At 65.2% G+C, this 20,203-nt stretch carries 21 protein-coding genes; 2 read left to right on the forward strand and 19 right to left on the reverse strand.

The window, feature by feature from the left end; translation table 11 throughout:
* From KAY22_RS12090 to KAY22_RS12140, 11 genes are all read right to left on the reverse strand, one after another.
* On the reverse strand, positions 1-1,117 hold a 1,117-nt coding region (locus KAY22_RS12090; RefSeq protein ID WP_296623703.1), incomplete at its 3' end, for a nuclease-related domain-containing protein.
* Entirely contained in the window at positions 1,114-1,971 is an 858-nt protein-coding gene (locus tag KAY22_RS12095) for a CsgG/HfaB family protein (protein WP_010409149.1), read from the reverse strand. The genes KAY22_RS12095 and KAY22_RS12090, both read right to left, overlap by 4 nt.
* The gene (locus KAY22_RS12100) at positions 1,964-2,293 is read right to left on the reverse strand and encodes a hypothetical protein (protein WP_010409148.1); all 330 of its coding nucleotides are present in this window, start codon (positions 2,291-2,293) and stop codon (positions 1,964-1,966) included. The genes KAY22_RS12095 and KAY22_RS12100 overlap by 8 nt, the downstream gene beginning before the upstream one ends.
* 26 nt (positions 2,294-2,319) lie before the next feature.
* Positions 2,320-2,529: a hypothetical protein gene (locus tag KAY22_RS12105; RefSeq protein ID WP_010409146.1), complete on the reverse strand. Its 210-nt coding sequence runs from the start codon at positions 2,527-2,529 to the stop codon at positions 2,320-2,322.
* A 91-nt stretch (positions 2,530-2,620) separates the two neighbouring features.
* Positions 2,621-3,382 carry a hypothetical protein gene (locus KAY22_RS12110; RefSeq protein WP_010409145.1) on the reverse strand — a complete coding sequence of 254 codons (762 nt, stop codon included), beginning with the start codon at positions 3,380-3,382 and terminating at the stop codon, positions 2,621-2,623.
* The gene (locus KAY22_RS12115) at positions 3,369-4,100 is read right to left on the reverse strand and encodes a hypothetical protein (RefSeq protein WP_010409143.1); all 732 of its coding nucleotides are present in this window, start codon (positions 4,098-4,100) and stop codon (positions 3,369-3,371) included. The genes KAY22_RS12110 and KAY22_RS12115 overlap by 14 nt, the downstream gene beginning before the upstream one ends.
* Positions 4,090-4,416, reverse strand: coding sequence for a hypothetical protein (locus KAY22_RS12120; protein WP_033967467.1), 327 nt, complete (start codon positions 4,414-4,416; stop codon positions 4,090-4,092). The genes KAY22_RS12115 and KAY22_RS12120 overlap by 11 nt, the downstream gene beginning before the upstream one ends.
* Positions 4,413-4,649 (reverse strand): hypothetical protein, encoded by a 237-nt coding sequence (locus KAY22_RS12125; RefSeq protein WP_033967468.1) that lies wholly within the window; start codon positions 4,647-4,649, stop codon positions 4,413-4,415. Before KAY22_RS12125 ends, KAY22_RS12120 begins: the two co-directional genes overlap by 4 nt.
* 2 nt (positions 4,650-4,651) lie before the next feature.
* Positions 4,652-7,726 (reverse strand): MobF family relaxase, encoded by a 3,075-nt coding sequence (gene mobF / locus KAY22_RS12130; protein WP_296623714.1) that lies wholly within the window; start codon positions 7,724-7,726, stop codon positions 4,652-4,654.
* Positions 7,727-7,729: 3 nt separating this feature from the next.
* Complete coding sequence (locus KAY22_RS12135) at positions 7,730-10,249, reverse strand: type IV secretion system DNA-binding domain-containing protein (RefSeq protein ID WP_033967470.1); 2,520 nt, start codon at positions 10,247-10,249, stop codon at positions 7,730-7,732.
* Positions 10,242-10,415 (reverse strand): hypothetical protein, encoded by a 174-nt coding sequence (locus tag KAY22_RS12140; RefSeq protein WP_154651477.1) that lies wholly within the window; start codon positions 10,413-10,415, stop codon positions 10,242-10,244. The genes KAY22_RS12135 and KAY22_RS12140 overlap by 8 nt, the downstream gene beginning before the upstream one ends.
* 635 nt (positions 10,416-11,050) lie before the next feature.
* Between KAY22_RS12140 and KAY22_RS12145 the strand changes: the two genes are divergently transcribed.
* Positions 11,051-11,269: a hypothetical protein gene (locus tag KAY22_RS12145; RefSeq protein WP_010409132.1), complete on the forward strand. Its 219-nt coding sequence runs from the start codon at positions 11,051-11,053 to the stop codon at positions 11,267-11,269.
* A 180-nt stretch (positions 11,270-11,449) separates the two neighbouring features.
* On the opposite strand, the gene KAY22_RS12150 is transcribed toward KAY22_RS12145, so the two are convergent.
* From KAY22_RS12150 to KAY22_RS12160, 3 genes are all read right to left on the reverse strand, one after another.
* The gene (locus KAY22_RS12150; protein WP_296623719.1) at positions 11,450-12,004 is read right to left on the reverse strand and encodes a hypothetical protein; all 555 of its coding nucleotides are present in this window, start codon (positions 12,002-12,004) and stop codon (positions 11,450-11,452) included.
* 80 nt (positions 12,005-12,084) lie between these two features.
* On the reverse strand, positions 12,085-12,444 hold the full coding sequence (locus KAY22_RS12155; protein ID WP_296623722.1) for a hypothetical protein: 360 nt from the start codon (positions 12,442-12,444) through the stop codon (positions 12,085-12,087).
* A gap of 490 nt (positions 12,445-12,934) precedes the next feature.
* Positions 12,935-13,927 carry an SLOG family protein gene (locus KAY22_RS12160; protein WP_033967475.1) on the reverse strand — a complete coding sequence of 331 codons (993 nt, stop codon included), beginning with the start codon at positions 13,925-13,927 and terminating at the stop codon, positions 12,935-12,937.
* 1,051 nt (positions 13,928-14,978) lie between these two features.
* Here KAY22_RS12160 and KAY22_RS12165 point away from each other — a divergent pair.
* On the forward strand, positions 14,979-16,844 hold the full coding sequence (locus tag KAY22_RS12165; RefSeq protein ID WP_046408784.1) for a reverse transcriptase/maturase family protein: 1,866 nt from the start codon (positions 14,979-14,981) through the stop codon (positions 16,842-16,844).
* 198 nt (positions 16,845-17,042) lie between these two features.
* Here KAY22_RS12165 and KAY22_RS12170 read toward each other — a convergent pair whose 3' ends face one another.
* The 5 genes from KAY22_RS12170 to KAY22_RS12190 all read right to left on the reverse strand — a co-directional run bounded on the left by KAY22_RS12170 (position 17,043) and on the right by KAY22_RS12190 (position 20,089).
* A complete protein-coding gene (locus KAY22_RS12170; RefSeq protein WP_062126517.1) occupies positions 17,043-17,516 on the reverse strand; it encodes a hypothetical protein in 474 nt (157 codons plus the stop codon).
* Positions 17,517-17,654: 138 nt separating this feature from the next.
* A complete protein-coding gene (locus KAY22_RS12175) occupies positions 17,655-17,993 on the reverse strand; it encodes a single-stranded DNA-binding protein (protein WP_010409121.1) in 339 nt (112 codons plus the stop codon).
* A gap of 690 nt (positions 17,994-18,683) precedes the next feature.
* A complete protein-coding gene (locus KAY22_RS12180) occupies positions 18,684-18,941 on the reverse strand; it encodes a hypothetical protein (protein WP_062126514.1) in 258 nt (85 codons plus the stop codon).
* Positions 18,942-19,077: 136 nt separating this feature from the next.
* Positions 19,078-19,344, reverse strand: coding sequence for a type II toxin-antitoxin system Phd/YefM family antitoxin (locus KAY22_RS12185; protein WP_010409116.1), 267 nt, complete (start codon positions 19,342-19,344; stop codon positions 19,078-19,080).
* 268 nt (positions 19,345-19,612) lie between these two features.
* Positions 19,613-20,089 carry a DUF736 domain-containing protein gene (locus KAY22_RS12190; protein ID WP_024310589.1) on the reverse strand — a complete coding sequence of 159 codons (477 nt, stop codon included), beginning with the start codon at positions 20,087-20,089 and terminating at the stop codon, positions 19,613-19,615.
* Positions 20,090-20,203: the final 114 nt, after the last annotated feature.

Consider the following 20,203-nt stretch of genomic DNA (forward strand, 5'->3'; position numbering starts at 1 on the left):
CAGCCCGGATCACGTCGGCGACGTCGGGCACGCAGATCCAGTTGGAGAATCTCGGGTTCCAGATCGCCTTGCCCTTGCACAACGCGGAAAGAACCTCCCTGCCGATCTCATCGTCGCGCGCGGCCCTGAATGCGATGCGGCCATCTGGCAGTGTCCGCTCGACGATCCCGGCGCATACCTCGATAGGTGCGCCCGCCTTGACGGGAACCGCCTTGGCAGGGGGCGATACCTCCAAAACGGTGCATTCAACCGCTACCGATGTGGAGGGACTTTGCGCCGGATGAACAGTGACAGGCTCTGCCTCGACGTACGGCGGCAATTCCGGCACAGACGCGGCCTGGACGATGGGCATGTTGATCGGCCCAGACGGGTCGCCGGTATGAGACGTATCGGCGGCGTCCGTGCTGTCAGGAACGATGCCGAGGCGGGTATAGATATCGCCCTCCTGGACATGGTCGGCGATGAGCTGGTCGGCGATCTCGACCATCTGCGCGGCGGTGACGCCGGTCGAAAACATTCGTCCCAGGGGCGATGACCCGCCGAACGGCACCCAGGCTTTGTAAAGGTTGTCGCATTTGTAGATCGGCTCGTCGCTGCCGATTTTGGAACGGTCGATCATCGCGGTGGGCGGAACGGACACGAATACGCCGACCTCCGCGAACGCCCTGTCATGCCCTTTTCGCTTCAGCCACGCCTGCAGCACCTTGCGTTGTCGTTTGGCCTGTTCGACCGGATTGGGGATGTTCTGCGGCTGACGTTGCGAGCGATACCAGACCATCCATTCGCCATGCTCGTTCTTCGAGATCCGGCCAGAGTAGTTCTTGGATTCGAAGATCGAGGCGGTGCGCGACGCCCGCGACAGCAGGATATGATCGAACTGCGCGAACCCGCCCTGCCCGTCCGGCAGGCGCAGATCGTGGATAAGCAGGTTGCGGTCGTTGTCAGGCCCGAATTGGTGATCGAGCATATAGGCGGTCTCGCGCTCGCCCCGCATCCCCTGGCGATGGTTCCGCACCGTCGATCGCACGCGCTCGGGGAGAGCCGCGAACTCGTCGGACGCCATCACTTCGTCGGCAAATGCGATCTCGGCCGCGCGGGTCGATTTCTTGCGGATCATCGTTTCGGCGTTCCCGGATTTGGCTGCGGCAGCGGTTGAACCGCCTGCGCCGGTAGCGGCGCGGAGGCGGGAGGCACCATTGCGGGCGGCTTGGCCGGCACCAGCCTCGCCTCGAGCCGTGGCCGTGCATCCTCGATCAGCTTGCGGAACGCATCGAGCGTCGCCAGCGTGGTGATCTTGCCGATGTCGGTCGAGGCGTAGCTTCCACCGAGCGCACCCACGCCAAGGCCGAGCAACAGCCCACCGCCCACGACGCCGATATCCTTCTTGCGCGCCGACCCGCTGGCGACCGCTTCCTGGATGCCGGTGTTCACGTCGACCAGCGTCATCAGCACCTGGCTTTCGAGTGTCTTCGACTTGAGCCCGACCGCCCCGCCGAACACACCGCCGACCCCGCCCCCGCTCTCACGCGACTTGGCGTCGGAATAGACCACCTTCACCTCGATCAGATAATCCGCCTTGGTGACAGGCCGGGTTGTGGCAGTCCCGCCATTGATCGCGCGTTCGCGTTCGAGCGCGCTGAACGCCTCGCCGCGATCGGCGACGCGGAAGCAATTGGATCGCGCGATCATCAGCTTGACCAGTGGCAGCGCGTCGACGCGCGCGGTCGAACCGCCGTTCTGCATCTCCGCCATGCGCATGAGCGCCTGCAGTTGCGGCGACAGGCCATCGGCCGGGTTGGCGGCCTTCTCCTCAACCAGCGCGGCAACGCCGAGCGGCACCTGGCATTGCGGCACGGCGGTCGTCTCGTCGACGCCGGTGCCGCCCTGCCCCAGCTTCTGGGCGTGGGCCATTGAAGGTGTGACGGCCGCGAGCGCGGCCGTCACGACGAGCATGCGGGTGCGATCAAGCACCGGCGCCCGCCTTCTTCGCATGCGCTGCGGGATCGCAGATCCCGGCACGCTCCTCGTCCGCCGCAACTTTCTTCGCGGCTTCGTCACAGTCCTTGCAGTCGGGACAGTCCGCGCAGTCCTTGCATTTGCCGTTGTGAAGCGCGTGCGCGCGATAGCGCGCCTTCTTCGCCTCGACCTCGCGCGCGGCATCGGTGCCGGCATGACTTCCGGCGAAGCTCGCCATCGCGAGCAGGACCGGCGCCGACGACTGCGCGCTGGCGGCCGACGGCAAGGCCACGGAGAGGGCGGCAAGCCCCAGCGCGGCGATCATCTTCAGTTTCATCGTGTGTACTCCTTCCCTGGCCGTTTTCAGAAGAAACCGTTGCGTCGGCCGTCGCGACGGTCATCGTGGCGGGCGCTGCTGTCGCCCAGCGCCGAGCGCCGGACCTCCAGCTCAACCCCGTCCCCCTTGCGGCGAATGCGGACATCCTGCGGGGCGATGTTGTTGCGCTTCGCCCAGCGGTCTGCGTCGGCATCCGAGCCGAACTCGCCCATTTCCTCGAAATCCCAGTTGCTCATGTCTCCTGTCCCGGTTGATCGCCGTGCCGGCGCGCGGGGGCCGGTCCTGGCGGTGCGATGCGAAATCCCCGCGCGTGGATGAAGGACAGTGTCACTGGATCGAGGCCGGTTTGGCGGCGATGCGCCGGACCACGAGATTGCTGTCGGCCCCCAGACGAAGATCGAGCGTGTGCCCGACCCGTCGCGTGAACAGCATCACGCCGGCAACCTCGTCGTGCAGCGTGCCCTTGCCGAAGAAGGTCCGAGAATCTGCCCATTCGCGGCCGTGGATGAAGCGGACGCGATATTGGCCGAGCGGGGCTGGCACGGTGACACGCTCGAAGGCGCGGACATAGACCGACAGCCGGTTCTTCGCCGTCGCCGGATCGAGCAGCTGGACGATGCTATTGTCTGCCGCACCCTGAATGGTCAGGTGGCTTCTGACGGTTCGCAGGTCGACGCTGGAGGAGACGGCGACCGTTCCCGATTCCGGAAAACCGGTGTTCGTCCCCACGATTGACGCGAACAGGCTGGAGGTTGCGCGCTTGATCTGGCCCTGCCCGGCCCAGGCCGCAAGGACCAGTGCGATGGCAACACCGACGCCCAGCGCCTGCCAGTAAGGGGCCGGCGTGAAGCGCGGGCGGGGCCGCCATCGACCGCGCTGATAATCGTGGCCCCTGTTCCTGGCTTCGAACCACGACCCTTTCGATCCGCCAGATATCCAGCTCGCGCTCCCCAGCGGCACCGATTTCCTGAACCCGAAGCGGTTCAGCTCGACCCGTGCCTTGCGATCGTTCCATTGCGTCGCACCGGGATCGAGCCCCTGCCGCTTGCGGTAGCGATCGCGCATATAGTCGCGATCATCGATGCCCATCGACCACCTCCATCGACTGCGAGGGGAGAGCCAGGGGAAACACGTCCATTCTGGACAGCATCGCGTGATCGCGCAGCGAGGCCTCGACGGCGACAACCTCGCTCGAAGTCAGTCCAGGTTCGCGTCGTACGAACAGGATGGTCGACGCCGATCCTGCCAGCCAGCGCGCGATGGAGATCCTGGGCATCAGCCGGTCGTGGTCGGCGAAAGCGTGGGTCGCTCGTCGCACGCCGGCCAGCACGGTCATTCCCCAACGCAGGGCGTGACCGTTTCCAGAATCGTGTCCCGCCGCCTCTGCGACGGCTTCCGGCGGGAGATCCCGTATCAGATCGCGGACGGCCGAAAGGGTCGCACCAGGTTCATCGCCGGCATGCTGGATCGCGCGGAGCAGCACATAGCGCGAAGCGCAGGTGTAGCCCGAGCAAACGTCAGGATCGTCGGGAAGGAACGCTTCGATCGCGGACGAGCGTGCATAGTCGCTCGGATGGTCTGCGAAGAAGTCCCAGTTGCCGCGCGCGGGGTCGATCAGCTGGTCGCGGACCTGGTCGGCGAGTTCGGCGATCGCGTCGCCATCGCCGAATACCGCGAGCCGGCCCCCGTCACCGGCGCGGACCGCTTCAAGCGCCGCTTCCGTCAGATCCGCGGTTTCGGCGATCGTGAGGGTCGCGTGCGTCGGCTCGGGTTGGCGCCGGAAGCGAAAAGGGAAACTACCGTCCACCGGGCGTACCTTGGATTGCGGGCGGAACGAAAATTCCACCATCGGTGTGAAGCGACGCGCTGACGATTCCGCATCCGACCGCCCAGGCGAAGGTGAAAGCCGCCACCGCGGCCGCCAGGAGTCCCGCCTGACGCAACCGGCGCGTCAGCGGGACGATCATGCGTGGTGCGGTTGACCGTGGCTCCACGGGCTTCCTGCGGGCCTGATGGCCATACTCGGCCGTTCCCTCGATCGCGTCGCAGGGCGGCGTGTCGAGCCGCGAGGTCCGACCGATGCGGGGAGGCCCGTGCATATAGTCGCGGTCGGCGAGGCTCATCGTGCTGGCTCGGACCGGACCCGGAGGGCACGCAGCGCGCGGGTGAGCGGCAGGAGTAAGACGTAGGTCAGGCCGAAAATCGCGGCCATCGCAAGCGTTTCGCCGCCCCAGTCGAGCGCATCGTCGCGCCGCGCGAGCTGGCTGCATTGCGTGAGCGTATGAGTGTCGAGGTCGCAGGCGTGCCAGTGCTTGGTGGCGATCACCTGGTCCCAGGTCGGTGGTGATGTGGTCATGCTCATAGCTCCAGTCCGATGTCCTTTTCGGGGTAGGGAAGTTCAGGCCCTTTGGGCTCGACCGGGACGCTGAACCGGGAGAGGTCGAGCGAGGGATCGGTACGGATGTCGATCTTGCCGCCGGTCGAGGGGCGGGCTGTATCTGCGCTCGGCTCGCCTCCGACTTTCTCCGGTCCGCGATCGAGGACGGGCGGCAGCGCAGGGTTGAACGTCTCGCCCGCGCCGGCTTTCGTGGCTGCGCCGGCAGCGCCGCGATCGGGGTCGATCGACAGCGCGCCGGTGGTCTCGAGCGCCGAGGTCTTGTTGCCCTCGTTGCGCTCGATCGCGGCGGTCAGCTTCTCGCGGTCGTCGGTGAACAGCTGGATGTCGTCGCGGACGCGCGTGACGGTGACGTTGAACAGCCGCTGGTTGGAGAGGTTCGATTCCCTGTGGCTCATCACCGCGATCGCGGTGTCGGTGGTGATGCCCTGCGCCGCGTGCATGTTGAGCGCGTAGGCGAGGCTGATCCGCTCCATCATCGGATCGCCCGCCTTCAGCTCGTGGAGGGTGCCGTCGCTCGCCTCCACCTTGATCCCCGACGGGTCGGCCGAGACGACGCGGGCGATATCGTTGTTGTTGAGGCCGCGGTCCTTGTCGTTCTGGGTCCAGCGGATCTTGTCGCCCTCATGCAGCTTGATCTGCTCGCGCTGGGCGAGCTGCATCGCGTCGGTCTTGTCGACCGGCGATATCTTCTGCGGATCGAAGGTCCGTACCCGGTTGCCGATCTGGACCTGAACGCGCCCCTTCGCGTCGACGCCGAGCACGTCATAGGTGCCGGGGCTGAGGCCGAGCTCGCGCATGGCATGGCGCAGGTCGATCACCTGGCCGGGCTTATAGGTATGCGCGTAGCGGAGTTCCTCGCGCGTGACGTTGACCTTGTCGAGGACCGGGGTGACGACGCCGTCCCCTTTCAACGTGCCCTCCGCGGCGAGGCCGTCCTGGATGCGCACGTTGAGCTCTGCGCGCGCGACGCGGCCCGACGAGAACATCGCGGTGGTCTCGCGCTGTTCGGGGGTTAGGCCCAGCCAGTGTTCGGCCGCGGCCTTCACATGCTCGGGGTTGGCGGTGACCTTGTCGCCGAGCATCGCCATCGCCTCGCGCACCTCGCCGCGGTTGGTCAGCGCGGCGACGGTGCGCAGCTGCTCGGTGCGCTGGCGCAGATTCTCGTCCATCCGCGCCAGCGTGATCCCGCCGGCCTGCGCGAGCGCGAACGCCTTGCCGGCGTCGACCGCGGTGATCTGCTGGCGATCGCCGATCATCAGGAAGCGATCGACGCCGAGCGCATTGGCGATGCCGACCAGGTGCTTCATCTGCTCCGAGCCGACCATCGAGGCTTCGTCGAGGATGAGCGTGGTGCCGGCGAGCGCGTCTCGCGCGCCGTCATAGCCCGCGCCCTTCCCAGCGAGCGCGTGGCGGGCATAGCTGTGGACGAACGAGGACACGGTGCGGCTCTCGATGCCGGCTTCGGCGCCGAGACGATCGGCGGTCGCCTTCATGAGCGCGAGACCGACCACCTTGCCGCCTTCCTGCTCGACATTGCGCGCGACGCTCGCCAGCATGGTCGACTTGCCGGCGCCCGAGACGCCCTGGACCGCGACGATGCGATCGGCGGAAGTGAGCGCCATCGTCGCGGCCGCCATCTGCCCTGCATTGAGTTCCTTGTCGCCCGATGCGGCGTTGATCCGCTCGATAACGGTGTCGGCGGAGACGATCACCCGCCCCTCCCCCTTGCCGCGCTCGATCTCTGCAAGGATGCCGCGCTCCGTCGCGAGCGCCTCGGGCGTCGTGACATGGGTGACGACGCTGTCGATCCGGTCATCCTTGCCCGGAATCAGCTTCTCGTTGCGGATGAGCTCGGAGACGCGCGCGTCGACATGCGCGGCGGTGACACCCTTCAGCCCGAGGTCGAGCGCGGTCCTGGTGATGTCCGGCACCGCGAACGCGGCTTCGCGTTGGGCATGGATGCGGATCGCGGAGGCGACGGCGTGCTGGGCGCGCAGATCCACCGGCGCGATGCGCAGCCGGTCGAGGCCGCTGGCGACGAGCGGATCGGCGGGTCGGAATAACTCGCCCAGGCTTTCGCGGAGATTGGCCAGGACGTCACCGAGGCGCTCCATCGGTCGTGGCTGGGCATCGAGGCCGCTGGCGCCAGCACGCTCGCGCGCGGCATCGACCAGTGCCTTGCCGTCGAATCCGAGCGCGGCCGCCCGGTCACGCCATTCCTGGCGCAGGGCATCGCGATCCTCGACGTTCAGCTTGGCGTCGCGGGTATTGTTGGTCACCTTGCGCAACGCCTCGGCGGAGGTGACACCGAGCTCGCCGGCTTTCGCCAGGATATCGGCGCGCCGCTGGCTGAAGGTGTCGATCACCTCCTTAGGCACGCCGGCGATCTCGAACTGGCCGTGCTTGCCGGTGACGCTTGTTTCGTAGCCGATCTTTGCCAGCTCGGCGCGAAACTGGGCGTGATAGGCCGCGCCGATCGTGGTGTTGTTCTTCCAGAGCTGCTGGTTGTGGAGCGCCTGCCATGCCCCGTTCGCCATCTTGGTCATGTTGGCGATAAGGACGTGGATGTGGCCCTGCGGATCGAGAGCGCGGCTCGTGTCGTGCTGGAACAGCGCATAGACGAGGTTGCCGGTACGCACCGCATCCCCTGACCTGGACTGATCGTAGGTGCGGCCTTCGGCGAAGGTCTTCTCGACCCAGCCCATCGTCGCCTTTACCGCGTTCATATGCGCGGTGAGCACACGGGCGTCGCCGGCGACATAGGCCATGACGCTCGCCGATTTCGGCATCGAGAAGGTCAGGTCGACGCCTAACCGCCGACCCTCGACCTGCCCGACCTTCTCGCCATCGGGCATCTCGCCGTTGAGGATCTTCTCGAAGTCTTCCTTGGTCACCTCGCCCTTGAGGCCAAGGTCGGCCGCGCCCACCCCGCCCCAGGCGGTCGCCTCGGACGAATGCTCGGCGGTGTAGTAATCGTCCTTGGCGAAATACTGCGCCGCGCCGGAGGCGGACTTGACGGAAGCGATCGACAGCATCGGCTACATCCCCATGTCCATGTCGTCATCGATCTCCGGCGAATGATCCGGGCCGTGATGACGATGGTGGTGATCGGGGTCGCGCTGCGTCGCAAACCCATCGCGCAATTCGCGGGTCGCCTGGTCCTCGTGGCGATCGGCATCACCGCGATCGGACCGGCTTTCCGGGGCATGGCGTGACGCCTCGCCGCGCGTCGGATCCACCCCGCTCTGCGGACCCGCACGGTTCTCGATCAGGGACATGCCCATGCCGCCGAGTTGGGCATCCAGACTGGATGAACCTCCCGTCACAGGCTTGGAAGGTTCGCCCCCGACCCTCGTTGCGGCATCCGACGCGCGGACGGCATCGACGCCGGTCGGGCTGCTGGCGACGCCCTTGCCGGTTATCTGATCGATCACCACCGGCAGCGACCCGGTGACCTCCATCGCCGCAGCCGCCTTTTCAGCCTCGCTACGCGGCTTCTCGGGCTGCGAGGCGGTCAGGTCCGGCTCTTGCCTTTCCTTCGCCTCCACGCCCCCCACAGGCCGTGTGGGGGTATGCTCGCGGCCACCCTCACCCCCCTCATCCGCGCCATTGTTCCGGGTGTTCTGACGACGCCGGTCTTCCGGCGAGACGTATTCGGTAGGCTTGAAGTTCTTGCGGGGCACCGCCCCCGGCGCGACCTCGGCATAGGAGCGGTATTTGAGTTCGATCCGCGCAGCGGGAAATCCATCGGGAAACTTCACGAAGCCGTGGAGCGACGGCAGGTTGTTGATGTCGTCGGGGATGACCAGCGGCTCGATCGCCGTGCGAGGCGTGAGGGTCGAGGCGTCGCGGGTGTTGTTGTAGCCGTAGCTGTAGGCCTCATCCATCTGGCGGACCTCGCGGCTGCCGATGAACTCGGAGCACTTTTCGGCTGTGGTTCGATCGGCGGTGGCGAGGATCAGCTTGGTGCGCGCAAGTCCGGTGAGCGCGGTCGCGTTCTGCAAGCCATAGGTCGCGACCAGCTTGTCGAACGAGTGGATCCCAAGGACGAACGCACCGCCGAAGTTGCGGGCCGACTGGAGGCCATGCTCGATACCAGGAAGCGCGTGAAGCGCATGGACTTCGTCAAACAGATACCAGGTCCGCAGGTCACGGGTCTTGGGCAGGCGCATGAGGTTGTTGACGGCCAGATCGATCCACAGCGTGAACAGACCGCGGGTCATCTCGAGGTCGTTGTACGAGCCGGTGATGAACATGATCGAGCCGTCGCGATTGTCGGTCGCGATCCAGTCGCGGATCGAGAAGGCGGGCGGGCCGCCCGGGACAGGGTCCGGCATGAAGCGTAGCGCCTGTCCGTTGACGTTCAGAACCGAGCGGATCGATTCCGCCATGCGGGCGGCTTTCTCGGTCGTCAGCGGGGCGGCGATGGTGTCATCGAGCTTGGCGTTGATCGACTTCAGATCGGCCTGCATCAGGTGGTGCGCGATCGCGGCGTTGTTCGCTTCACCCATCTCCTGAAGCTTCAGGCACATCTCGATGAAGAGCATCCGCGCGGCGTTCTGCCAGAACGGTTCCTTGTCGTCGGGATGCGAGGGAATGAGGGCCGATGCGGCCGAAACGAAATCGGCATAGTTGCGGCATTCGTCGAACAGCGTCCACGGCGCGCAACGCTCGTCCATAGGGTTGAGAATGACGTCGGTTTCTGGGTTGTAGAACGTCTCCACGAACACGCCGGTCAGGTCAAAGATGACCGCGCGATGACCGCGCGCGCGAAGCTGCGAGACGTGGCTGCGCAGCTGGGTCGTCTTGCCGGTGCCGGTGGTGCCGATGAGCATGGTATGGCTCTGTTCGAGCCGCCACGGATAGGGGATGCCGGCGATCGTGTATGGAACGTGGATGCCCCGGTCGATCCGATCGAGGATCGGAGCCTTGGCGACGAGTTCGGGGACGTACGGCGGATCGTGTTCGGCGCACTCGGTGCGGAACTTGCGCCGGTTGTGGCCGCTGACAGTTTTGACGAGCACGTCACGCTCGACCAACAGGGCGCCGCGGTTGTGGCGTTCCTGGAGCATGTCGCTGCCGCGCTTGTTTGCCCACATGATGAACCACATGATGATCGGTGCTGCGATGAAGGCCGACATGACGAGTGTCGTCAGGAAGATCTTGACCGTCTTCGCCCAGGCATGAACGACATGGGGTTCGTAGGGGACGTAGCCGATCGGAACCTTGGTCACGATGCCGTTTGGCAAGGTCAGGTTGATGAGGTGGAATTTGTCCCCGCCGACCCACGTCCAGATGGCGGAATAGAGCTTCATCAGGTCGAGCTGGAATTCATGCTCGGCGAGGCCCAGCCAGACGAAGATATTGAACAGGACGATGAACGTCCCCAGCCATATCCAGATGGGCACCTGGAGGCCCGCCCAGGTCATCTTGTACTGACTGGCGAGAAGCTGCGAACCGCGGGTGAAATTGCCCGAGTTGCGGGTGATCCGCCCCCGCGCGGAATGGTGCTTTACGGTCGCCGCCTGACCGTTGAACCGGATGTCGCCGCTACGCATGGAACGTCGCCAGGCGCTCCTTCGCGGCTTCGCGAAGCTGGGGTACGACGTCGCCGTGATCGCGTGTGATAATCACGTCGATCGCCGCCTGCATGTACTCGAGAACGAGGACCGCACGGGTGATGTTGAAAGTATGCTCGGCCTCAGCGAAACGGATACCGAACATAAGCGCAGTGCGCGCGGCCTCAGACCGGGAGCACGACCGTTTCGCGGCTACACGATCAAGTGCCGCAATCTCTTCAGACGAAAGTCTGAAAGCTATCGTCGAGTTAGACATTCACCACCCACTTGAAAGTGGCTGGTGGGGTTTTCGGAGAGTGGAAAATACTACAGCCTGGTCCCGAGGTATAGAGTGAAAACGCATTCACCCTGCAAACAGGGATTTTCGCGCGTTCTCAAGCGCTTAGGGGAGAACCACCAAGGCGTTTGCAGGGGCAAACATGTTTGCCCCTGCAAACACCGGCAATTACAGACACTTAACCTGCGGCGTGCCGCGTACGGTGTGCAAATCCTTAGGGACTGTGGCGGTGGTGGTGGCATCATGGCTGGATGTCCGATCATTGGACTGGGTTCCGGGAGAGTAAGCGCCGCAGGCAGGCGACCACCGGACTGGACCGAAGGGTATTGGGCGGAGCAATCCCGCCCGACGACGGACCTGGCCGAAGGTCAGTGTCCGTCGCCTCATGCTGGTCCGGTAAAGCCGGACCAGCGAGCGATTATGAGTGTCGCTATTGTGCCGGTGGAGCGGTGCTGGCATCGTGGGAAATGGAGGCCGATCCACGATCAGAAAAGGCAGGTCATATGGCACGGAGTATCGAGCAGGAACGGGCACAGCTTGAGGCGGACGAACAGCGGCTCAACGAACGCCGCAAGCAACTGGCCGATCGTGAGCGTTCGGAGCTGCTGAAGGAGGTGGAACGGTCGGGGTTGATGAAGGCCGATCCTGCCCAGTTCAGCGCGATCATTGGAGCGATCAAGAAACTCGGGATCGCCGAGACCGTGAAGCGCCTGACCGCGTAAGCGGGTCAGCGCGAAAGCGGGCTCAAGCCCATCATGCAAATAGAAGGGGAGCTGCCGTTAGGCGCTCCCCTTTTCAATGCTTGGGCCGAGTTGGCGAAGCTTCGGTCCATTCAGGCATAAGAATGGGGAGCATCGAGGCGAAGCCCGATGCTCCCCGACGCGATGGCGACTGGAGGGAGGCTATCCCCAGACCATGCGTATCCCTTCACTGGTGTCGGCCTGAGCAGCGAGGGTGTCGAAGCGTTCGAGGTAACGACCATCGAGGCGACCAAGGTCGCGGCGAACATAGGGGTGGCCGAGTGTTTCGCGTAGTTGCCCGATGGGCATGCTGCCGCAATTATCGTCCGAAAGTCGTAGCGCGTCGAGGACGTGGAAGGCGTTGCCGTTCGCGAGATTGATCTCCGCTGCGCCGTCCGGGGTGCTGGCGACGCGCATCGTGATCGTGCGGGTCGCGTCATCGTGCCAGAAGCGCACGTTGAGGCCACGGAACTGGGCTTCCTCGACCACGGCGATGACACCCACATCGTGATCGAAGATCGCGCAGATCGACGCGAGCGACCAGGGGCAGACGCGAGCTTCGAACGAGCACGACACGAGCGGGTCATCATCCTCGTCTTCGAGCAGCTGGCCACGTTCGCGGGCGAAGGCGCGGAACGCGGCAAGCTGGCGGGCGGTGATGACGGCGGGCGCGGCGTCGGCTTTGCGATCGACGCTGAGGAAGAAGGTGATCGACATGGTCTGTCTCCCATTGGAACCATCATCTCCGGTTCCCCTCCCCTTCCGATCCGTCAGGATCGGCATGGCCGTTCACGGGGTCATGGGTCGGTCCGCAGGACCGGGTGCCCGAGCGATGCGTAGCTGGTGCTCGCAATGCGCAGGCATTGCGGCACCGCGAGCGAGCCGGGCATTGGTCGGACTGCGCCGGTCGATGCGTAGCGAGCGCGACACGCGCAGGCGTGGCCGCGATGCGAGCGAGACGGGCGCGGTCGATAAGCGGGTGCGATCGGCACGAGCGAGGCGTAGCGAACCGGCGATCCGAAGGGATCGCCGTGAAGCGAGCGAGCCGTGCCGGTCAGCTCCTGCGCGATGGCATCGGCACGGTGCGATGCGCAGCGGCAGTGCAGGCGATGCGACGGCATCGCCGCGCCCGCCAGCGAGCCGTGCTGATGCCGCAAGCGTGACGCCGGTTGAACCGCGCCGGTCGATGCGTAGCGAGCGTGACACGCGCAGGCGTGGCCGCGATGCGAGCGAGACGGCGCGGTCGATAAGCCAACGCGATCGGCACGGCGATGCGTAGCGAACCGGCGATCCGAAGGGATCGCCGTGAAGCAAGCGAGGCGTGCCGATTGGTGTTCAACGACGATCGCCAGTCGTATCGGCCGAGGCGTAGCGCGCTGGTCATCGCATTCAGCGATGACCGCAAAGCGAGCGAGGCGATGCGACGGGTGTCGGTATCGACCCCGGCACCGGCGAGGCGTAGCTGGCAGTGGCAATGCGACGGCATTGCCCTGCCGCGAGCGAGCCGTGCCGAGCGGGCAACGTGGCGTGATCGACCGATAGGTCAGTCCCACGCGGCGCGATGGGGCTCGATGCCCCGGAGCGCCGCCCAGGGCGACGTAAAAAAGGGGAAGGACTCCGGTTGCCCGGAGCCCTTCCGTGGGTGCGTCAGGCGCGGCGGCTGCGCTGGCTCGGCTGCACCGGTGCCTGTCCGTCCTTGCGGAAGACGTGGAGCGGTACGCCGGCGGTTCGCAGCTTGCGCGCGAAGTCGATCTGGACGCCCGATCCTTCGCAGACGATCGCTTCGACGGGACGCAGCGAGGCGATGCGGTCGTTGCGGAGGAACCCGCCCCGGTTGCCGTGGCGCTTGTCGAGGAACATGCGCACCAGCTTGACCTCGCGCGAGGCCGCCCACGACGCTGCGATGGCGTCGGCACCCTTGTTCATGGCGGTGGTCATCAGGACCATCGACGGGATGCGACGCTTGATCTGGTCGAGGCGTTCGAAGAGCTGCTCGTGGTCGTGCCATTCCATGCCGCCCGAGAAGGCGACAATCGGGCCGCTCGGGTTGTGCTCGTCCCGACGCTTTGCCGCGCGTGCCGCCAGATAGTCGGCACCGTCGATCATCGAGGCGGTCAGCTTGGACGACACCCTGCTGCCGCGGACGGTCGAGAAGGGCCGTCCGGTCTCGACGCGATACACGTTCCCGGCGTGGTCCCGCATGCAGCGCATCGCCTCGGCGCAATTCTCGAGGGTCTGGCAGAGCAGCTGGGTTTCTTCGAGTTCCACCGCGTAGATCTCCGAGGGGTCGTAGCTGCGCACCAGGTCGCCCAGCTTCTTGGCGGCGTCATCCTCCCGCCCCTCGATGCGCTTGGCCACCATGTGGAAGCTGTTGACGAAACCCCATGCGAGATCGGCGGCGAATTCTTCCATGCGGGTGTCGCGGAACACGTCGAACATCGTCGCCAGCATCTGCTCGACGGCGTGCGCGGCCTGCTCCGGGTCGGGCATGTCCAGCTTCTCGGCTTCGCTGACGATGGAAAGCTTGGCCATCTCGCTCGCCTCGATGAACGCCCCCTGATAGGTCTCGGTGGTGTCCTCGTCGGCGCGGCGCTCGTTGATCGCGCGGCCCATGTCGTTGAAGTTGCTGTACTTGGTCATGATAGCCTCCATGAGTTGAAAATCTCACCTTCTCTCGGTGAGGAATCTCATCCGGCATGCGGCGGTCAGGGCGGTCAGGGACGTTAACCGGGAAGCCGCGGCCCGCAGGGTCGCGGACCCCGGTTAACGCTCGCGCGCGGGGGAGCCGATTTTCTCGTGCCCTGGAGGCGGAGCGAAGCGGAGACGGAAGGGTGCGTGAAAATTGGGGGGACCGCGCGTCCTTGACGGCCCGCCAACCCCGCATGCCAGACTTCCTCATCACAGAGAGAGAAAATATTATGTTGTGGTGGGCACGCCGGGTCGGACCGAGCACGGGCGGCGGTGATGCGCCGCCAGGCGCAGCGCCGCAAAGGCAGCGCCAGTGAGCCCGGGAGGGCGAGCCAGCTGCCGCCGCCCGCGCGCAGGACGCCCGGCGCCGGCATAGGGATCGTCACCCGCAGGGCGTGCGCCGTTGTGGCGCGAAGAAGAAAGGAGAGTTCGAATGAACTGAGCTTATTGGCATAGCTCATGCCTGACCGACTTACCGGTGCTGGTGATGAACCGGCTGAGATTCCGAAAGGAAAACGGGACCATAGCATGTCGGGGTACGGATCGAAGTTGGGCGCCGCAGCCTGACGGTTGACCAGCAGGCAAGGCGCGCATGGTGAAGACTTGATTGTTTGAATCCCAGTTTCCAACGACCACTAGGTAGGTGACGGTGAACGCGGCTGACACACCGTCTCGAGCGGAGCGAGGAGCACGGCCCTGCAAATCGCTGCCAGTCCGCCCGGCGTGGCCCCGGTAAGGGGATTAAGGAAACGAACGGGGCACCTAAACGCGCCGCGACTCCTCACTCGCGCAACTGCGGGATCGCCTAAACAGGACGGCTTGCCGGACCTGCATGGCGACGGAGCCGTCATAGTAGTCAAATGCCCGGTGCAATGGCCGGGACAACCGCCGAGAGGCGGACGGGACAGCGGTATAAGCGGGAGCGATCCTTGTCGAAATCCGCGCGCCCGGGCGAAGGACGGCAGTTCTGTAAACTCGATGGATCAACGGAAAGGAACTGCTGATGCAGACCGCTACTATCCTGAGACGGATCGAGAAGCTTCCGGCCCTGTCGCGGGCGGGCAAGCGGATCAATGGTCTCCACCGCCTCATGCGGTCCCGCTGCTTATATGAGCGGGCTTATGACAGGGTATCCCGAAACCGGGGTGCCATGACGCCGGGAGTAGACGGCCAGACCTTCGACGGCATGACGCTGGCGAGGCTGGATCGTCTGACCCAAGGCGTGGCGGAAGGCCGTTACCGCCCTCGTCCAGTGCGGCGGGTCTATATCCCCAAGGGTAATGGTAAAATGCGCCCATTGGGCATTCCTACGGCGGATGATCGCATCGTTCAGGAGGCGGCGAGAATGATCCTCGCGGCGATCTATGAGCCTGTGTTCTCGAAACACAGTCATGGGTTTCGCGCGGGTCGCTCCTGCCACACGGCTCTCGAAGAGATCCGCAGAACCTGGACGGGCGCGAAATGGCTGATCGAAGTGGATGTTCGCGGGTTCTTCGACAACATCGACCATGATATCCTGCTCAGCCTATTGGCCCGCCGGATCGATGATCCTGTGTTCATTGATCTGATCGGGACGATGCTCAAGGCCGGGTGCATGGACGAATGGAAGTTCGAGCGGACCTATAGCGGCACTCCACAGGGCGGGGTCATCTCGCCCTTGCTTGCCAACATCTATCTTCATGAGCTTGACTTGTTCATGGAGGAAATGCGGGCTCGCTTCGACAAGGGCGTCAAACGGCGGGCCAATCCCGCATATGTTGTCCAAAGCCAGAAAATCGCCGCACTTCGCAAGGAGATCGATGCAATCCGTGCCGTTGGCGCGGATGAGGCAGAGGTCCGAACCCGTCTTGCTCGGATCGAAGCCATCAATCGGGATCGACGGAAGATATCATCCGTTGATCAAATGGACCCCAACTTCCGCCGCCTGCGCTATTGCCGTTATGCCGATGACTTCCTCGTCGGCGTGATCGGCAGCAAGGCGGATGCCGTTCGGATCATGGCCGACATACAGCACTTCCTCGCTGATCGGCTCAATCTGACGGTATCACCGGAGAAAACCGGGGTTCGCGATGCATCGAGGGGATCGCCGTTCCTTGGCTTCCACGTATGCGCCTTCACGCTGCGCTCTCCCGGAACAATGGCGGGGCGACAGGCGGTCGGCGGCGGGATGCGACGCATCCTTCGTCGGCCAACGCGGGGGAATATCAAGCTGTGGGTGCCGAGGGATCGGGTCTATGCGTTCTGCAGGCGCAAAAAGCTCGGCAACCTCGACATGAGGAATGGCCGGGTGCGTCCGCAACTCATGGAATCCAGTTTGGCGGAGATTATCGTTGCCTATAACTCAGAGTTCCGGGGCTTCGCGAACTATTATGCGATCGCCGATGGCGTGAAAGCGTCACTCGACAAGTTGGAGCTGGTCATGCTCAGGAGCCTCTTTGCGACTGTAGCATGCCGGCGACGCTCGACGAGGCGGCAGGCCGAGGAATATCTGAAGATGGGGTCGGATCACGGTGTTATCACCGTGGTTCGGGGCGAGCCGCGCGTCCATAAGGTGTGGAAACTGAAGCATCTGATCGTGAAGACGTGGGATAACCCCCTCGTCGACTCCATCACGGTAGGCTCTCGCCTTGCGCAGAGCCCGAACGATCTGGTCACGCGCCTGAGTGCCGAGCAATGCGAGGCATGCGGCGACACCGATGGTCCGTTCGAGATGCATCATCCCAATCGCCTGAAAGATAAGCGACGCGACCAACTGACGCCTTGGGTACAATCGGCACGACGGCGCAGGACAGTCGTCCTGTGCCACAAGTGTCATGTTGCGCATCACGGTGGCCGGATGCCTGTCAGAATGGAGAGCCGTGTGCATTGAAAGGTGCAAGCACGGTTCGGGGGGAGGCGCTGGGGCGTCCTCGAAAGAGGCGTCTCGCGTCTACCCTACGGAGACCCCGCCAGGGGGCTCCGTGAGGCCCGCCAGGGCCGAATAGAGCCCGGTCCCGCCCACAAGGCGGGACGCCCCGCCCTGCCCCTCTACGGCCGTCCCACAGCCAGCACAGCAGGATCAGCAGGATCAGTCCCATTCATACTCGCCACCGTCATCCCCGGCATCGTAATCCGGCATCTCCTGGATTCCCGGGTCGTCTGGATCGCGGTTGGCATCGGGGTCCTCGCCGTGCGGGTCGGTCTGGATATCCGGTTCGGTTGCGAACCGGATATCTTCACCGATCCGGTCAGCAATGTCCGGCTCGACCGCGCTGTCATCGTCTAGCCAGCAGGAACGCGGACACTGGAGCAGCTGGTGACCACGATGGACGAAGGGCTGGCCGTTCATCAGGATGGGTCGCTCGGCGAGACGCCGGCAGGGTTCATTGCGACGGTTGCGGAAGCCGCACGGCACCGCCAGCGGGGCGAGCGCGACGGCATTGCCGTCGTGGTCGCCGCCGGCGGGTGCCGGCTCGTCGACCCGAGCGACCGGGTCCGGTGCCGCAGGTATCGGCTCGGGCGCGAACGGGTCGCCGTCGAACATGTCGCGCTGGACGGTCATGGTGCCGGACCTTTCAGGTGAGCGCGCGCTGGCGCAAGGCCGCGGTGCGAAGCACCGTGGGCGAGGCGTCCTGCGCGGGCGATGATGAAGCATGCGCGAAGGGCGACGCCCGCAGGCGCCGCCCGGTTCGCTGGCCGGTCAGTAGAACTCGGCGCGATCGGCGATGATCTCGCAGCCGTAGCGGTCGTTGCCGTCGCTGTCCTGCCAGCGGGTGTAGTGCAGGCGTCCCTCGATGGCGATGAGGTCGCCCTTCTTGCGGTTGCCGGCGATCGCCTTGGCGAGGCCGTTGAAGCAGGTGACCTTGTGGTATTCGGTCTCCTTGACGGTGAAGCCGTCGTCGCCTTTGTAGGTGTGGCCGTCCTTGTTGAGCTTCGGGCGATCGGTCGCCACGAAGATGGTCGCGACGCTGGTGGCGCGATTGACTTCGCGCAGTTCGGGGGTGCGGGTCAGGCGGCCGACGAGGTTCACGTTGTTCATGGCATTGCCTCCTTGGGTTGGTCGGCGGTCCGTCCGCCGGTGTCACCTGAAGGGCGTCGCGGTTCGGGGCGTCGCACCGGAGGGCGAGCTGGGCCGGCGCGCAGGCGGCGGGCCTGGTCGACCGGAGGGGAACCCCTTTTGCAGGGGTGGTGCGGGCAGCCGCGCGAAGCGCGGCAACACGGCCCTGCCAAAGGGGTTGCGAGGCCCCGGGGCGCGGCGCAGGTGACACGAAACGGCGGATGGGCCGTCGATCAGCCCAAGGTTCCCGCAGGCATTGCCATGGACAAACCTCGTGAACCGCTCATGTCGGTCGCCTGACCCGTACCCCCGAACGACCCGGCGCGAAGGCAGGCGTGCCGCCAGCGTCGCTCGCTGACCGACGTGGTGCCGCTCCGAAGCTCGACAAGGACGGCCGCGCCCGGGCGACGACGCACCGGCAAGGAGACCGGATGCCGCAAGGTCGCCCGACGGCCGACCCTCGCCAGGGCGATCGCCGGCAACCGCATCGGACCTGGGCGTCCTCATCGCCATCGGGGTTAAACGCCTGCCGATACCCGCTGGCAGGACAGCGACGGCTTTACGCGCCGCCCGGCTGCGGGATCATCGCCGATCGTGATGATCTTTCCACTCGGCCAGCGAACCGGGCTGTGTCTGCGGGCGCCGCCCTTCGGGTTGGCGAGGATCGATCGCCTACTCGGTTCGCCGGGTGGGGGTGATCCGATGCTCGACGATCAGCGCCGCGACACGTTGTACGATGCGGCTCGGCACCTCGGCGATGATGGTGCTACCGTCGTTACCGGCGCGAACGTCGGGTCCGACCCATGCGAAATCGTTCACGTCGTCCCACACGATGCGTGATCGGTCATCGAGGCCGAAGGCCTCAATGAATCGCGGCGGCAGAGGGATGGATGCAGCCGGTGAATAATCGCGCGTCGTCAGTGGCACCATCAGGACACGGAGCCTTCCGGCTGAGCGATAGCTGCCAACCACCATGCAGGGGCGGAGTTTCGAGCCGTCCTCGTCGCCCCGGTTATGTTCATGCCGCCAGAGGTAGAAATACCAGATCAGGTCACCGGCTTGCGGTTCAATCGACGTACTGATCGTTCTGGACGGACCCGGCGCTGGGCGTCGCGGTCCTGATGGCGTGGATGGCTTCATCGCTCAACTCCTGCGGCGAGAGCGCGAGGTGATCGAGGCGGGACAAGCGTTCGAACTCGGAGGCGGGTAGCATGACCACGCGGGCAGCGCCGTTGCGCTCGATCGCGATCGGATGCGTCATCGCCTCGTCGTAATAGAAGCCGAACCGCTTCGACACGTCGGTCGATCTGGCCTTTTCGATTGTAGGGGTCATGGTTTCCCTCATCTTTCGTTACGCGGCCGGGGATCGATTAAGCCCTGCGTCCCTCCAGGATGGGACCCTCATCTGGTCCTGCCAATGTTGTAACGGCCATCTTTCTGTTACATGGGAATCCGTATCTTCCGTAAAACGGAAGACAATCCGTACACCACGGACCGCGCGGCTGCAACAGGCACTAACGGCAACAGGGACCGCTTCGGCGATGAAGCGATCCCCGTCGAGGTGGCGATACGGGCGACGCGTCAGCGCCGCCCGATGCCGGTCAGACCCTCTCGTCGACCGGCGCGGTGCTGGCACCCAGCCCGTCTCCGGTGTCATCGCCTGCGCCCGAGGTCGCCACGTCACGGCCATCGGCGGTGAAAGGCAGCGCGGGTTCGCCATCGTCCGCCTTGACCCCGAGCGCGGCACCGACGTCGCGGCGCTTCTGGGCGCGCTGCCACACGACGTTGTACGAGCCGTCGTCCTGGCGGAAGGCCGAGACCTGGAGCGGCGCGGCGAGCGACGGATCGTCGATGCGGCCGTTGAGGAACGCCTCGCCGGTGTTGTTGGAGGTGAGTTCAAAGAACGCGCCGACCTGCACCCACGTCCGGCCCGGGGTGAGCGCATGGATCTCGTAGCGCGGGGCGCGCGGATTGGACGACTGGACCGGCTTCAGCGCGATCGTCATCGCGACCGCGAGGGTGGAAATGCGGCCCATGAAGATGCCCGCGTCGTTCTGCTTGATCTGACCGATGTTCATGACGTGTCTCCTGATGTCGTGCTGGACCCCATGTCCTCGACACCGATCTTCAATCCTCCTCCCCTCCCCGGCCCTTCGGCCGGGCAGGGCGCGATGAGCGCCCCTCACCGACCG

The sequence above is a fragment of the Rhizorhabdus sp. genome, assembly GCF_018006725.1.
In the GTDB taxonomy this organism is placed as follows: Bacteria; Pseudomonadota; Alphaproteobacteria; order Sphingomonadales; family Sphingomonadaceae; genus Rhizorhabdus.

Bases quoted from the DNA above. Each gene is read 5' to 3' on its own strand.
- KAY22_RS12100 (WP_010409148.1), bottom strand. From the start codon at position 2,293: ATGAAACTGAAGATGATCGCCGCGCTGGGGCTTGCCGCCCTCTCCGTG.
- KAY22_RS12105 (WP_010409146.1), bottom strand. From the start codon at position 2,529: ATGAGCAACTGGGATTTCGAGGAAATGGGCGAGTTCGGCTCGGATGCC.
- KAY22_RS12110 (WP_010409145.1), bottom strand. From the start codon at position 3,382: ATGGGCATCGATGATCGCGACTATATGCGCGATCGCTACCGCAAGCGG.
- KAY22_RS12120 (WP_033967467.1), bottom strand. From the start codon at position 4,416: ATGAGCCTCGCCGACCGCGACTATATGCACGGGCCTCCCCGCATCGGT.
- KAY22_RS12125 (WP_033967468.1), bottom strand. From the start codon at position 4,649: ATGACCACATCACCACCGACCTGGGACCAGGTGATCGCCACCAAGCAC.
- mobF (WP_296623714.1), bottom strand. From the start codon at position 7,726: ATGCTGTCGATCGCTTCCGTCAAGTCCGCCTCCGGCGCGGCGCAGTAT.
- KAY22_RS12135 (WP_033967470.1), bottom strand. From the start codon at position 10,249: ATGCGTAGCGGCGACATCCGGTTCAACGGTCAGGCGGCGACCGTAAAG.
- KAY22_RS12140 (WP_154651477.1), bottom strand. From the start codon at position 10,415: ATGTTCGGTATCCGTTTCGCTGAGGCCGAGCATACTTTCAACATCACC.
- KAY22_RS12145 (WP_010409132.1), top strand. From the start codon at position 11,051: ATGGCACGGAGTATCGAGCAGGAACGGGCACAGCTTGAGGCGGACGAA.
- KAY22_RS12150 (WP_296623719.1), bottom strand. From the start codon at position 12,004: ATGTCGATCACCTTCTTCCTCAGCGTCGATCGCAAAGCCGACGCCGCG.
- KAY22_RS12160 (WP_033967475.1), bottom strand. From the start codon at position 13,927: ATGACCAAGTACAGCAACTTCAACGACATGGGCCGCGCGATCAACGAG.
- KAY22_RS12165 (WP_046408784.1), top strand. From the start codon at position 14,979: ATGCAGACCGCTACTATCCTGAGACGGATCGAGAAGCTTCCGGCCCTG.
- KAY22_RS12170 (WP_062126517.1), bottom strand. From the start codon at position 17,516: ATGACCGTCCAGCGCGACATGTTCGACGGCGACCCGTTCGCGCCCGAG.
- KAY22_RS12175 (WP_010409121.1), bottom strand. From the start codon at position 17,993: ATGAACAACGTGAACCTCGTCGGCCGCCTGACCCGCACCCCCGAACTG.
- KAY22_RS12180 (WP_062126514.1), bottom strand. From the start codon at position 18,941: ATGGTGCCACTGACGACGCGCGATTATTCACCGGCTGCATCCATCCCT.
- KAY22_RS12185 (WP_010409116.1), bottom strand. From the start codon at position 19,344: ATGACCCCTACAATCGAAAAGGCCAGATCGACCGACGTGTCGAAGCGG.
- KAY22_RS12190 (WP_024310589.1), bottom strand. From the start codon at position 20,089: ATGAACATCGGTCAGATCAAGCAGAACGACGCGGGCATCTTCATGGGC.